Source organism: Streptococcus sp. FDAARGOS_192 (assembly GCF_002073815.2).
Classification (GTDB): domain Bacteria; phylum Bacillota; class Bacilli; order Lactobacillales; family Streptococcaceae; genus Streptococcus; species Streptococcus salivarius_H.
Genome location: NZ_CP020431.2, coordinates 1,751,742 through 1,765,463 on the forward strand (window position 1 = coordinate 1,751,742; position 13,722 = coordinate 1,765,463).

At 38.6% G+C, this 13,722-nt stretch carries 15 protein-coding genes, 1 tRNA gene and 1 other RNA gene; 11 read left to right on the forward strand and 6 right to left on the reverse strand.

What is annotated here, in order from left to right:
- The first annotated feature begins 7 nt into the window (after positions 1 to 7).
- Positions 8 to 196, forward strand: a complete 189-nt coding sequence (locus A6J31_RS09010; RefSeq protein WP_080611013.1) for a DUF3173 domain-containing protein — start codon at positions 8 to 10, stop codon at positions 194 to 196.
- A gap of 1 nt (position 197) precedes the next feature.
- Complete coding sequence (locus A6J31_RS09015; RefSeq protein ID WP_060973088.1) at positions 198 to 1,337, forward strand: site-specific integrase; 1,140 nt, start codon at positions 198 to 200, stop codon at positions 1,335 to 1,337.
- Positions 1,338 to 1,423: 86 nt separating this feature from the next.
- Here the strand turns inward: A6J31_RS09015 and A6J31_RS09020 are convergent.
- The 3 genes from A6J31_RS09020 to A6J31_RS09030 form a co-directional block, all read right to left on the reverse strand.
- Positions 1,424 to 1,496: transfer RNA gene (locus A6J31_RS09020), tRNA-Lys, on the reverse strand.
- A non-coding RNA gene (gene ssrS, locus A6J31_RS09025) (6S RNA) lies at positions 1,497 to 1,692 on the reverse strand. It lies immediately after the preceding tRNA gene.
- 86 nt (positions 1,693 to 1,778) lie between these two features.
- On the reverse strand, positions 1,779 to 3,047 hold the full coding sequence (locus A6J31_RS09030) for a replication-associated recombination protein A (protein ID WP_002885641.1): 1,269 nt from the start codon (positions 3,045 to 3,047) through the stop codon (positions 1,779 to 1,781).
- A gap of 170 nt (positions 3,048 to 3,217) precedes the next feature.
- On the opposite strand from A6J31_RS09030, the gene rpmB reads away from it, so the two are divergent.
- The 9 genes from rpmB to nrdG all read left to right on the forward strand — a co-directional run bounded on the left by rpmB (position 3,218) and on the right by nrdG (position 10,125).
- Complete coding sequence (rpmB, locus tag A6J31_RS09035) at positions 3,218 to 3,406, forward strand: 50S ribosomal protein L28 (protein ID WP_002885786.1); 189 nt, start codon at positions 3,218 to 3,220, stop codon at positions 3,404 to 3,406.
- 126 nt (positions 3,407 to 3,532) lie between these two features.
- Positions 3,533 to 3,799, forward strand: coding sequence for an IreB family regulatory phosphoprotein (locus A6J31_RS09040; RefSeq protein WP_002885737.1), 267 nt, complete (start codon positions 3,533 to 3,535; stop codon positions 3,797 to 3,799).
- Positions 3,799 to 4,218, forward strand: coding sequence for a Holliday junction resolvase RuvX (gene ruvX / locus A6J31_RS09045; protein ID WP_002887078.1), 420 nt, complete (start codon positions 3,799 to 3,801; stop codon positions 4,216 to 4,218). Before A6J31_RS09040 ends, ruvX begins: the two co-directional genes overlap by 1 nt.
- 106 nt (positions 4,219 to 4,324) lie before the next feature.
- On the forward strand, positions 4,325 to 4,630 hold the full coding sequence (locus tag A6J31_RS09050) for a DUF1292 domain-containing protein (protein WP_002887079.1): 306 nt from the start codon (positions 4,325 to 4,327) through the stop codon (positions 4,628 to 4,630).
- A gap of 212 nt (positions 4,631 to 4,842) precedes the next feature.
- Positions 4,843 to 6,489, forward strand: coding sequence for a hypothetical protein (locus tag A6J31_RS09055; protein ID WP_080611014.1), 1,647 nt, complete (start codon positions 4,843 to 4,845; stop codon positions 6,487 to 6,489).
- A gap of 98 nt (positions 6,490 to 6,587) precedes the next feature.
- Positions 6,588 to 8,792, forward strand: a complete 2,205-nt coding sequence (gene nrdD / locus A6J31_RS09060; protein ID WP_080611016.1) for an anaerobic ribonucleoside-triphosphate reductase — start codon at positions 6,588 to 6,590, stop codon at positions 8,790 to 8,792.
- A gap of 89 nt (positions 8,793 to 8,881) precedes the next feature.
- A complete protein-coding gene (locus A6J31_RS11785) occupies positions 8,882 to 9,013 on the forward strand; it encodes a hypothetical protein (protein ID WP_014635155.1) in 132 nt (43 codons plus the stop codon).
- 1 nt (position 9,014) lies between these two features.
- On the forward strand, positions 9,015 to 9,515 hold the full coding sequence (locus A6J31_RS09070) for a GNAT family N-acetyltransferase (protein WP_049553534.1): 501 nt from the start codon (positions 9,015 to 9,017) through the stop codon (positions 9,513 to 9,515).
- A gap of 4 nt (positions 9,516 to 9,519) precedes the next feature.
- Positions 9,520 to 10,125 carry an anaerobic ribonucleoside-triphosphate reductase activating protein gene (nrdG, locus tag A6J31_RS09075; RefSeq protein WP_002885801.1) on the forward strand — a complete coding sequence of 202 codons (606 nt, stop codon included), beginning with the start codon at positions 9,520 to 9,522 and terminating at the stop codon, positions 10,123 to 10,125.
- Positions 10,126 to 10,155: 30 nt separating this feature from the next.
- Here the strand turns inward: nrdG and yaaA are convergent, their stop codons facing one another.
- The 3 genes from yaaA to aspS form a co-directional block, all read right to left on the reverse strand.
- Positions 10,156 to 10,887, reverse strand: a complete 732-nt coding sequence (yaaA, locus tag A6J31_RS09080; protein ID WP_080611017.1) for a peroxide stress protein YaaA — start codon at positions 10,885 to 10,887, stop codon at positions 10,156 to 10,158.
- 85 nt (positions 10,888 to 10,972) lie between these two features.
- Positions 10,973 to 11,914 (reverse strand): YitT family protein, encoded by a 942-nt coding sequence (locus tag A6J31_RS09085; RefSeq protein WP_070475392.1) that lies wholly within the window; start codon positions 11,912 to 11,914, stop codon positions 10,973 to 10,975.
- Positions 11,907 to 13,658: an aspartate--tRNA ligase gene (aspS, locus tag A6J31_RS09090; protein WP_080611019.1), complete on the reverse strand. Its 1,752-nt coding sequence runs from the start codon at positions 13,656 to 13,658 to the stop codon at positions 11,907 to 11,909. The genes A6J31_RS09085 and aspS overlap by 8 nt, the downstream gene beginning before the upstream one ends.
- Positions 13,659 to 13,722: the final 64 nt, after the last annotated feature.

Consider the following 13,722-nt stretch of genomic DNA (forward strand, 5'->3'; position numbering starts at 1 on the left):
GATGAGAATGCATAACAATTTGATTAGTAATAAAGAATTAATTGAAATGGGCTATCGCCCTCACACAGCAAATGATATCATCCATCAGGCAAGAGAATTACTTGTATCACGAGGCTATACATTTTATAATCGCAAACGTTTGATGGTTGTTCCAAAAAGTGTTGTAAATGAGATTCTAGGAACAGAGGTGGCGTAATATGGCAAGTGTTCGTTATCGAAAGCGAGGAGATAGTAACTTATGGACCTATGAAATTCGTAACGAAGGAAAAACTGTTGCTCATAATAGCGGTTTTAAAACAAAAAAACTTGCAGAGTCAGAAGCTGAGCCGATTCTGCAAGAACTTCGTTTAGGGAAAAGAATTTCTAGAGATATTTCTCTTGTCGATCTATATCAAGAATGGCTTGAACTAAAAATTCTACCGAGTAGTAGGTCGGAAGAGACAAAGAAAAAATATCTTCTCCGTAAAAACACAATTGAAAGATTATTTGGAAATAAAAAAGTCACTCAAATTCGTGCGAGTGAATACCAAAGAATAATGAATAAGTATGGTCAAACAGTTGGTAGAAATTTTCTTGGTAGATTGAATACTGGAATTCATCAGAGCATCCAAATGGCAATTGCTGACAAAGTTCTAATAGATGATTTTACACAACATGTCGAGTTGTTTTCATCCAAAGAACAACAGATGACAGAAGAGAAATATTTACATACAGAAAAGGACTATCTGGATTTACTTTTAGCAGTAAAGAGAAAATTCGATTACCAACGTTCAATTGTTCCTTATATCGTCTATTTTCTATTAAAAACAGGCATGAGGTTTGGAGAGTTAGTAGCGTTAACTTGGAATGAGGTTGATTTTGACAGAGGATTGTTAAAAACATACAGGAGGTATAATACTCTCTCTCATAAGTTTGTTCCACCAAAAAATAAAACGTCTATTCGGATGGTTCCAATAGACGAAGAGTGTATCAAAATTTTGCGCCTTTTACAAACGGAGCAAGAAAGATCAAACATGGAGTTAGGAATCAAAAATCGATATCGAATGATCTTTCAACATTTTGGATATATTCATTCAGTTCCAGATATTGCAAGCGTCAATAAAGCTTTGAGTGTTCTCTTAAATGAGTTGGACATTTATCCAATTATCACGACAAAAGGAGCACGTCACACCTATGGAAGCTACCTCTGGCACAAAGGTTTTGACCTTGGAGTTATTGCAAAAATTCTAGGACATAGAGATATTTCAATGTTAGTAGAAGTATATGGACACACTTTAGAAGAGAAAATTTTTGAGGAATTTAATCAAATCAGAGATATCTGGAGAGATTGCTCATAAAAAAATGTGGGGCAAATGATGGGGCAAATGCTCTTAAGACAAGCAAAAAAGCCTTGGTTATCAAGGCTTTTACTGTTGAAGTTTGATGCCCCCTACAGGGCTCGAACCTGTGACCCATGGATTAAGAGTCCACTGCTCTACCAACTGAGCTAAGGAGGCTGGATGCTGTATTGGTACCGATGATCCACCGTTTGTATTGAACCCGCGACGTAAAAAAGCAGGTGGGCGACTCGCTACTAACTTCAGTTGCTTCTGGGTGAGCCAGCCTGCACACTGTTAATAGACCTCTGTCTCCCGATAATACAAAAATTAGTCGGTCAACACTTATATGTGGATTCGTATACCACAGCAATTTCTATGTTTTTATAATACCACTTTTGAAAATTATTGCAAGAGGAAAAATCAATTTTTTTGCAATCGTTTTCGTTGATTCCTCTCGTATTACCTAGATAACTTATCGATCCGTTCTTTATTAGCTCCAAGAGCTCTTTCATATTTCCCGGTTTCATTGGGTTGGAAATAATTCACACCTCTTAATTTATCCGGAAGATATTGTTGTTTGACCCACTTTTCAGGATAAGCATGGGGATACTTGTAATCTTGTGCATTGCCCAGTTCCTTGCTTCCAGCATAGTGTCCATCTCTCAAATGACGAGGAATAGGTAAATTCCCTGATTTTCTAAGGTCTGCCAAGGCAGCATCCATAGCCATATAAGCCGAATTCGACTTAGGAGATAAAGCTAAGTCAACAACTACATTGGCAATCAAAATTCGCGCCTCTGGGAAACCTACTTTCTGTGCAGCTTCCAAAGCTGTAACCGTGTGAACTTGCGCATCAGGATTAGCTAAACCAATATCCTCGTACGCAATCACAGTCAAGCGTCGTGCTAGACTAGGGAGATCTCCTGCTTCAACCAAACGTGCTGCATAGTGAAGACTGGCATTAACATCAGAGCCTCGAATAGATTTTTGCAAAGCAGAAAGTACATCATAGTGTCCATCACCGTCTTTATCCATGGTGATATAGCTACGTTGTAAACTATTTTCCACTGTATCTAAAGTAATATGGCGAAGCCCATCTTCTGAAGCTGGCGTCGACATGACAGCTAAATCTAAGGAATTATAAGCCGAACGTAAATCACCATTAGTAGCCGTAGCAATAAAATCTAGAGCATCCTCATCTAACTGGACATCAAAGTCAAAGCCACGCTCCTTATCCTCTAGAACCCCTAGGATAGCTTCCTTAATATCCTCATTAGAGAGTGGTTCCAACTCAAATATTTGTACACGACTACGGATGGCTGGTGTGACAGAAAAAAACGGATTCTCCGTTGTAGCCCCAATCATGATAATATTGCCATTCTCTAAGAGTGGCAATAAAAAGTCTTGTTTAGCTTTATCCAAACGATGAATCTCATCTAGAAGCAGAACTAAGCCACCTGAAAATTTAGCCTCTTCCGCAATTTCCTGCAGGCGTTTCTTGCTATCAACAGTAGCATTAAAGGTTCTAAAAGCAAATTTTGTTGTTCCTGCAATAGCACTAGCTATTGAGGTCTTCCCAATACCTGGTGGCCCGTAGAGAATCATTGACGACAGCATATTCGCTTCTACCATACGGCGAATAATTTTACCTTCACCAACCAAATGCTTCTGACCAATCACCTCTGAAATTGTACGTGGACGCATGCGTAGAGCAAGATTATCTGGCATCTTCTCTCCTTTTTTAACTGATTTTTTTCTTATTATAATAAGCATATACTATTTTGTTATAAAAAGAAATTATAAATAGTTCTTGTCAAACCTAAATTCTTATGATAGAATGTTTTGGTATGTGGTGCTAGCACATCCGTAATAAATTCTACCTAGGAGGAAAACACGAAATGGCTAAAGTATGTTACTTTACAGGACGTAAAACTGTTTCTGGAAACAACCGTTCACACGCTATGAACAAAACTAAACGTGCCGTTAAACCTAACCTTCAAAAAGTTACTATCCTTGTTGATGGTAAACCTAAAAAAGTTTGGGCTTCAGCTCGTGCGCTTAAATCTGGTAAAGTTGAACGCGTTTAATCTTATTGGATATTAAGAGAGATGACTAAAGTCATCTCTTTTTTTGTTCATCGTCTTTCCCTTTTGGCTATACTTATGTTATAATAAAGAACTAACAGATAATTCTTATAGAAAGAAGGTGTCAGTATGGGATTTACAGATGAAACTGTTCGTTTCAACCTAGACGACGGTAGCAAAGATGAAATCAGTAATACTTTGACAAATGTTTACCGTTCGTTGGCTGAGAAAGGTTACAATCCTATCAACCAAATCGTCGGTTATGTTCTGAGCGGTGACCCTGCTTATGTTCCGCGTTATAATGACGCCCGTAACCAGATTCGTAAATACGAACGTGATGAAATCGTTGAAGAACTCGTTCGCTATTATCTTAAAGGAAATGGAATTGACCTCTAATGCGAGTAATGGGACTTGATGTTGGCTCAAAAACAGTAGGAGTTGCGATTAGTGATCCCCTCGGTTTTACAGCCCAAGGCGTTGAAATTATCAAAATTGACGAGGAGGCTGAAGAGTTTGGTTTCGACCGACTAGGCGAGCTCGTTAAAGAATATAAGGTAGAAAAATTTGTTGTTGGTCTTCCTAAAAATATGAATAACACTGAAGGACCACGTGTTGAGGCAAGCAAAGCCTATGGTGACAAAATCAAGGAAATCTTTGGAATTCCTGTAGATTACCAAGACGAACGCTTGACAACTGTTCAAGCCGAGCGTATGTTGGTTGAACAAGCAGATGTCAGCCGTGGTAAACGTAAAAAAGTTATTGATAAATTAGCTGCCCAACTTATTCTACAAAACTACCTCGATCGAATGTTTTAAGAAAGTGTAATAGAGACCTAATAGTCAAGTGACAATCTAGTGAACTGCCAAGCAAATATACTAGATTTCCTCACTATTCAGTGCTCTCTACAAAAAGGAGAACAATATGTCACACAATCACGACCACAACCATGATCATGAAGTCATCACTTTAGTAGACGAACAAGGAAATGAAACACTTTTTGAAATCTTGTTGACTATTGATGGACGCGAAGAATTTGGTAAAAACTATGTTCTTTTGGTACCAGCTGGTGCTGAAGAAGATGCTAATGGAGAAATTGAAATCCAAGCATACTCATTCACTGAAAATGAAGACGGTACTGAAGGCGACCTTCAACCAATCCCTGAAGATTCAGATGCTGAATGGGATATGATTGAAGAAGTTTTCAATAGCTTCATCGACGAAAACTAAAAAATAATCAATGCCATAGGCAAAGAAATGACTTGTTAAAAAGAGATTGGGATATTGTATCTCAGTCTCTTTTTTAGATATTTTTTTCTTAAATGTAAGAAATTAGAGGAAAATTGACTAAATGGTATTATCTGATATACTTTAAATAAGACAATTAGGGGATAAGACCCTTTTATTTATAACTTTCCAAATGTCAACAAAGGAGTTTAATTGTGAGTCCATATAACGAAGACAATACTTTAGATTCAAGTGGCTACCAAGGTTATCATCGAAGCCACCATCGCTCTCATACACAAGATAATCAATCCGAAAAGATTGAAGTGACAATTCAGGGACATACAGAAGAATCCAATTCGTCTCAAATAGAGAAAAAAACTAAGATTTCACTTCCATGGAAGCATAAAGGCCATATCCTGATTCTCAGTTTGATTTTGAGTATTTTTAGTATATCAGTTCCCTGCTTTACAGACTTTGCCAATAATATACAGTCTCAAAACCTTTACATTGCAAAAATGTTTGCCAATGGTAGCTTACCCTACTCTGACTTTTTTGCGACAGGTGGCTTCTTTTATTACTTACTAGTTTCTCTGGCTTTCCGTTTAGGATCAACTCTTTGGCTGATTCCTATTCAATTCCTTACCTACTATCTTTCTGGTAGTTACCTTTACAAGACTGTCATGCACATGACAAATAAGAAGGAAATTGCCACTCTAATTAGTATTATTTTCTATGTCACTAATGGAACACTTGGTTTTGGTGGGCTCTACCCTATCCAATTTGCTATGCCTTTTGTCCTAGGTGCTATCTTCTTCTTAACTCGTTACTTTGCGGGTCACAGTCGTGATGAAGCCTTTATTCTTTACGGCTTCGCTGGCACTGCGGGAGCTCTTTTTGAAGCTCGAACTCTTATTTTCTGGATATTGTCACTTGTGACAATATTCGTTTACAACCTTGTCAACAAGCACTTTGCTCGTGGTTTTTATCAAGTTCTTTGTATTATTTTTGGTAACATTCTAGTATTGTATCTATGTCTTTACTTTATCCTAAATTTACAAATTACATCGGACTATATTAACCAAGTTTTGGTTTACAACTTTACACAACTTGCTGTAGAAAAAAATGACTTTCTACTTACGTTAGCTTACCAAAGTTTTGCTGTCATCGGCTCTGGATTACTTATTGGTGCACTGACTACAAGCAACCACCTTCTTGGCGATGCTAAAGATAAGAGCATCAAGTGGGTACTACTCCTTAGTTTTATCTTTACAGTAGTTTACAGCTTGTTCTCTCAAAGTTTTGGACTTTACAGTATTCTCAACATCGTACCTTATGGTCTAGTGTTGACAGCACTTTCTTTAGATGATGCTATTAAAAAGAGAGCAGAGCGAACTTCTCACCGACGTCGTAATGGTAACCAGATTCACACACTTAAAGTTTTTGGTATCTTCCTTAGTCGTAATTACTTCTTACCTATTGCAGTCTTTGCATTTGCTTTCGCGATGCCAATCATTATGTTCCTATTTAATTTAGGAAATAATACTGAACGTAGTACTGTTGCAAATTACCTCGCTAAAAATACCAAAAAAGATGAAACTATCTACGTTTACGATTCATCAGCAAAAATTTATTTGGAAAGCGGTCGTAAAGCAGCCTCACAATTTGTTCTTCCAGATCTTAACACAGCTAAATCTAGTCATCAGAAAGCTCTCTCAGATACTATTATCCAAGATTCTGCACAATATATCGTTGTTCAACAGGATACACAACTACCTTCTGATGTTAAATCTACACTTTCAAAAAACTATAAAAAAGCCCCTGTAAAAGGCGTTGAACGATACACTGTTTACGTCCTAAAATAGGTCAAAAAATCAATATATAGTGGTTGAGATAAAAATATACCACAATATATTGATTTTTTTTTGCCTAGTGCTATAATTAGTAACGAGGTGATTTTTAGATGATTACATTAGAAAAAGAAAAGGTTACAATCAACCCTGATATCAAAGTCATCAAACGTGATGGTCGTATGGTTGTCTTTGATTCAAGTAAAATATATGAGGCTATCCTAAAAGCAAGTGAGGCTATTACACCTATCACACCCTTGATTGAAGCAAAGTTGGAGGGAATTGCCAACCGTATTGTTGCTGAAATTAATGATCGCTTCACTCAAAATATCAAAATATATGAAATCCAAAGCATAGTAGAGCACGAGTTACTCGAAGCTAACGAATATGCTATCGCTCAAGAATATATCAACTATCGTACCCAACGTGATTTTGAGCGTTCTCAGGCTACTGACATCAATTTCACCATCAGTAAACTTGTTAATAAAGATCAAGCTGTTGTTCATGAAAATGCTAATAAAGATAGCGACCTTTACAATACACAACGTGATTTAACTGCAGGAATTGTCGGAAAGTCTGTAGGACTTAAGATGCTTCCTCCACACGTGGCAAATGCTCATCAAAAGGGAGATATCCATTTCCACGATTTAGACTACAGCCCTTACACACCTATGACCAACTGTTGTTTGATTGACTTCAAAGGCATGTTGGCAAATGGTTTTAAAATTGGTAACGCTGAAGTTGAAAGTCCTAAATCCATTCAAACTGCAACAGCACAAATTTCACAAATCATCGCAAATGTTGCCTCTAGTCAATATGGTGGCTGTACTGCAGACCGTATCGATGAGTTTTTAGCTCCTTACGCAGAACTTAACTACAAAAAACACTTAGCTGATGCTAAAGAGTGGGTAGCTGAAGAAAAACGTGAAGACTATGCACGCGCCAAAACGCGTAAAGATATCTACGATGCTATGCAATCTCTTGAATACGAGATTAATACGCTTTTCACTTCGAACGGACAAACTCCCTTTACCTCTCTCGGTTTCGGTTTAGGGACAAACTGGTTTGAGCGTGAAATCCAAAAGGCTATCCTACAAGTTCGTATTTTAGGACTTGGCTCCGAACACCGTACAGCCATTTTCCCTAAACTCATTTTTACCTTAAAACGTGGACTTAACTTAGAGCCTAGCTCACCTAACTACGATATTAAGCAACTAGCTCTTGAATGTGCAACAAAGCGTATGTATCCAGATGTCTTATCATATGACAAAATCGTTGAATTGACAGGTTCCTTTAAGGCTCCTATGGGATGTCGTTCCTTCCTACAAGGGTGGAAGGATGAAGATGGTGTTGAAGTTAATTCTGGACGAATGAATCTGGGTGTTGTAACCCTTAATCTTCCTCGAATTGCCCTAGAATCTAAGGGAGACCAAGATAAATTTTGGGAAATTTTTGAAGAAAGAATGGGAATTGCCAAAGATGCACTCGTCTACCGAGTTGAACGTGTCAAAGAAGCTACACCTGCTAATGCACCTATTCTTTATCAGTACGGGGCCTTTGGCCAACGTCTAGGTAAATTCGATAATGTAGATCAACTCTTCAAACATCGTCGTGCAACTGTATCACTTGGTTATATTGGGCTTTATGAAGTAGCATCCGTTTTTTATGGTAGTGACTGGGAGACTAATCCAGAAGCCAAAGCGTTCACGTTAGATATCGTTAAATCTATGAAAAATGCTTGTGAAAGTTGGTCTGACGAATATGATTATCATTTCTCTGTTTATTCAACACCATCAGAGAGTTTGACGGATCGTTTCTGTCGTTTGGATACTGAAAAGTTCGGTGTCGTGACTGATATCACAGATAAAGAGTATTACACCAACTCTTTCCACTACGATGTTCGTAAAAATCCAACACCATTTGAAAAATTAGAATTCGAAAAAGCATACCCAGAAGCTGGCGCAACTGGTGGATTCATCCATTACTGCGAATATCCAGTCCTCCAGCAAAATCCAAAGGCACTCGAAGCTGTCTGGGACTTTGCTTATGACCGTGTCGGTTACCTCGGAACGAATACTCCAATTGATAAATGCTACAAGTGTGATTTTGAAGGGGACTTCACCCCAACAGAACGTGGATTCATGTGCCCTAACTGTGGCAACACAGATCCTAAAACAGTTGATGTTGTCAAACGTACTTGCGGCTATCTAGGAAACCCACAGGCACGCCCAATGGTTAAAGGACGCCACAAAGAAATCTCTGCTCGGGTCAAACACATGAACGGTTCAACCATAAAATATGAAGGTAAACACCTTTAATAAGACCTAGAATACATTATAATAAACTAGAAGCAGCTGGATGATACCTTCCAACTGCTTTGCTTATTTCATTTTTAGAAAGGAATATAATGGGAAAATATCAATTAGATTATAAAGGTATGCAACAAGTGGAACGTTACCACGAAAAAAATGCAACCGTCAAAAACGATAAAAAAGCACATGTCCAAGCCCTTTTGAAAAAAGCTGGAAAGAAGAAATAATATGATCTTACGCCGACCGAGTCAAATAGATAAAGAAGCTATCTTAGAGATGATGGCTGAATTTGAAAGGGAGCAATCTGCTCATGACGGTGGATTTTGGAACCCCGACAATTTTGTTTATGAAGAGTGGCTAGAAGAAAATATTCAAGCGGAAGCGGGACTCAATATTCCTGAAAACTGGGTTCCTGCTATCCAGCTGGTTAGTTTTGACGAAGCGGATCATGCTCTTGGTTTTCTCAACCTTCGTCTCCGATTAAATGACTACTTACTAGAAAAAGGGGGCCATATTGGCTACTCTATCCGTCCATCCGAACGAGGAAAGGGTTATGCGAAAGAATCACTCCGTCAAGGCTTACAAGTAGCTAAAGACAAGAATATTCATCGTGCTCTGGTCACTTGTAGTATCAAGAATCCTGCTAGTCGAGCTGTTATATTAGCCAATGGTGGCCAGTTGGAGGACATTCGCCATGAAACTGAGCGCTATTGGATAGATTTGGAGTAGAATCATGACATGGAATACACCAAAACCACAGGAATGGAAGTCTGAAGAACTTAGCCAAGGACGTATTATTGACTACAAAGCTTTTAATTTCGTTGATGGTGAAGGCGTGCGTAACTCCCTTTACGTCTCTGGTTGCATGTTTCATTGCGAGGGATGCTATAACGCTGCCACCTGGTCCTTTAAGGCAGGAATTCCCTATACTAAAGAACTTGAAGAACAAATCATGAGGGATCTAGCTCAACCTTACGTACAAGGTCTTACGCTACTTGGTGGTGAACCCTTCCTAAACACAGGAATTCTCATTCCCCTAGTCAAACGCATTCGTGAGGAACTCCCGGAAAAAGATATCTGGTCTTGGACTGGTTATACTTGGGAGGAGTTGATGCTTGAAACTCCTGATAAACTAGAACTTCTTCAACTCGTTGACATTCTCGTTGACGGCCGCTTTGACATCACTAAAAAGAACCTTATGCTCCAGTTTCGAGGATCATCTAATCAACGTATTATTGATGTCAAAAAATCTCTTAATCAAGGAGAAGTCGTTATTTGGGACAAGCTAAATGACGGTCAAACGAACTATGAACAAGTCGATCGTAAAGATATGCTATAAAAAAAGTCTGAGCTTATAACTCAGACTTTTTTATGCAATTTTAACAAAAACTAGCTCATTATTAGAGGATAAATCCTCACGATAATTAAACTCATCAAAAGACAATTTTCGTAAATCATTAACCGTTTGACAATTCTCCTCCATAACAGCTGTCAAAAAAGCCCCTCTTGCCTTTTTGGAAATCGTAGAGTGAGTCTTAAGAACCCCATTGCGGTCTTCCATAAAACTAACCGGGAATAACTGCTTACGAAGAGTTGGACTAAAAACATCCTCGAATTCACTCGAAAGCAAAGAAACAACTGGAACTTGACTCTCCTCTAAAAATTGGTCATATTCGGCACGCCAATAGTTTTTTAAGGACTGACCATCAACCTTTATCTTCGTATGAAAGTCATGACGATGTTCTTGGATCGGGTAAAAAGCGGGAATGATTCCATAAAAAGAAGATGTGATAAACACTTGTTGACCTAAGAAATCTTTTTCACATGTGGATAAGTCACTACGTTTGATGTGACGATACATCAGACCATTAAAAAGCTCGACAGCCGGATAGCTCTTCGCTTCTCCCGACAAAATCGCAGCCCAGCGCTGCTTTTCTTTCTCAGCCTGCTCAGGCTTTATTTTATAAGCTGTGGATAATTCATCTGTAGACAATTTTGACATTTCAGTTAGGATAGCCGCACTCTTTTCGGATAATTTTTGAGACGAAACTTCCTTACTGGCCTTCATTTCTTTTGCGGTTGGAATTAAAAATCTAATCATATTGATATTGTAAAGTCAAGCAGGCATTTCGTCAAGAATTCTCTCCAACAAAAAAGAAGCTAACATTCGTCAACTTCCTTTTTTGTTAGTCATCTAAATCAACAAAACGACCTAGAATATGTACATTTTCTGCGATGGAGACAAAGGCTTTGGGATCTGCCTTTCTCATATAATGCTTGAAGTCAGTATACTCTTCACGCGTAATAATCGCCAGTAATACTGCTTTCTTTTCGTGATTATAAGTCCCTTCCGCATCATTAATCATCGTTACTCCACGGTGGAGTTTTTTCTGAATCATCCTTACAACTGGGTCGGGATTACTTGTGACAATCATAGCCTGCATTTTCTTTTGTTTCGTGAAAATCGCATCTGTAACTCGACTAGAAACAAAAATAGTCACCATTGAATAAAGAGCATATTTCCAACCAAAAAGAATGCCCGCAAAAACCATGATAATCCCATTGACAATCAAGGAGATATTCCCAACATCACGGCCTGTTTTCTTACGAATAGTGAGGCTAACGATATCCGTCCCTCCACTAGAGATACGTGATTTTAAACCGAAACCAATTCCCGTTCCCATGACCAAACCACCAAAGATAGCATTGATCAAAGGATCCTCTGTCAAGGTTACATGTGGCATCACCTGAATAAAAAGGGAGCTCATCGTTACTGTAATGAAAGTAAAGATTGTAAATTTATGGCCAATCTTATACCAAGCCAGAATCAAGAGAGGGATATTAATTGCATAGAAAGTCAATGATACTGGTATCTCAAAGCCTAAAGTTCTAACACTCAATGCCGATAAAACCTGTGCCAAACCTGTTGCTCCACTGGAGTAAACATGTCCAGGTTGAAAAAAGAAATTAACGGCGATTGACGATAAGAGCCCGTAAAGTAAAGAAGCTGAAACTTTTTCAGTATATTTTTCACGGGAAATACTACGTGCAGCCTGCAAAACGCCCATTTTCTTCGCAGACTTTTTCGCTACAAATTTAACATGTTTATGAAGAGGTGCTTTATTCATTTTCTAAATCTACATGAAGGGCAAGTTCTTCCAACTGTTTATCAGCCACAAGACTTGGAGCCTGAGTCATAGGATCTGATGCCTTATTATTTTTAGGGAAGGCAATCACTTCACGGATATTATCTTTACCTGCAAGAAGCATAACAAAACGGTCAAGACCGATAGCCAAACCACCATGTGGTGGGAAACCATAGTCCATAGCTTCAAGAAGGAATCCAAATTGCTCATAGGCTGATTCTTCAGAGAAACCAAGGGCTTTCAACATACGTTCCTGTAGTTCTTTATGATTGATACGTAGACTACCCCCACCAAGCTCATAACCATTCAAGACAATATCATAAGCTACAGCACGTACCTTGGAAAGATCTCCTTCAAGCTCTGCTGCAGAATCTTCTGTTGGCAAAGTAAATGGGTGGTGAGCAGACATATAGCGTCCCTCTTCTTCAGACCACTCAAACATTGGCCAATCGACAACCCAAAGGAAGTTGAACTTAGTGTTGTCAATCATGTCAAGTTCTTTAGCAATTTGATTACGCAAAGCACCAAGTGTGTTATTAGCGATTTCAAGTGTATCTGCTACAAAAAGAACTAGATCATTCTCTTCAAGGTGTAAAGCATCTGTCAACTTATCTTCAATACTTGTCAAGAATTTAGCAACTGGACCTGCTAGAGCTCCGTCAGTCATCTTAACCCAAGCAAGACCTTTAGCGCCAAATTGTTTGGCAAACTCTGTCAACTTGTCAATACTTTTACGTGAGTATTTGTCTGCATTTCCTTTGACAACAATTGCCTTAACAGCTGGTGCCTCAGCAAACACTTTGAAGTCTACACCCTTGACAACCTCTGTCAAGTCTTGTAAAAGCATGTCAAAGCGTGTATCTGGCTTGTCAGAACCATAGTTATTCATGGCATCATCATAAGACATGCGTGGGAATGGTAATGTAACTTCAATCCCTTTAGTTTCTTTCATAACCTTAGCAATCAATCCCTCTGTAATATCTTGGATTTCTTGCTCATTAAGGAAAGAGGTTTCCAAGTCAACTTGTGTAAACTCAGGTTGACGGTCTCCACGCAAATCTTCATCACGGAAACACTTAACAATTTGATAATAACGGTCAAAACCAGCATTCATCAATAATTGTTTAGTGATTTGAGGACTTTGCGGAAGAGCATAAAAGTGACCTTGGCTAACACGGCTTGGAACCAAGTAATCACGAGCACCTTCTGGTGTAGATTTTGTCAACATTGGTGTTTCAACATCGATAAATTCCAAGTCATCAAGATAATTTCGGATGGCGTGAGTTACCTTTGCACGGAGCTTAAAGTTTTCCAACATCTCTGGACGACGAAGATCCAAGTAGCGGTAACGCATACGTGTATCATCACTAGCCTCAACACCATCTTTAATTTCAAATGGCGTTGTTTTGGCAGTATTAAGGACTTTAAGATTTTCAACTTTAAGTTCGACAGCACCTGTAGGCAAGTTATCATTAGCTTGTTCACGCGCTTCAACAATTCCTGTTACTTCAATAACAAATTCGCTACGCAAGCTTTCAGCTGTTTCAACAACATTAGCATCCGCATTTTCAGGGTTAACAACCAACTGCATCAAACCTTCACGGTCACGAAGATCGATGAAAATCAAACCTCCGAGGTTACGACGGCGAGATACCCAACCTTTCAAAGTAATAGTAGTTCCGATGTGTTCACTACGAACACGTCCGGCATACATAGAACGTTCCATAAATACACTTCTTTCGTTAATTTTTTAGTCTTAACTATTATAGCAAAAAGCCCATCAAAACCCC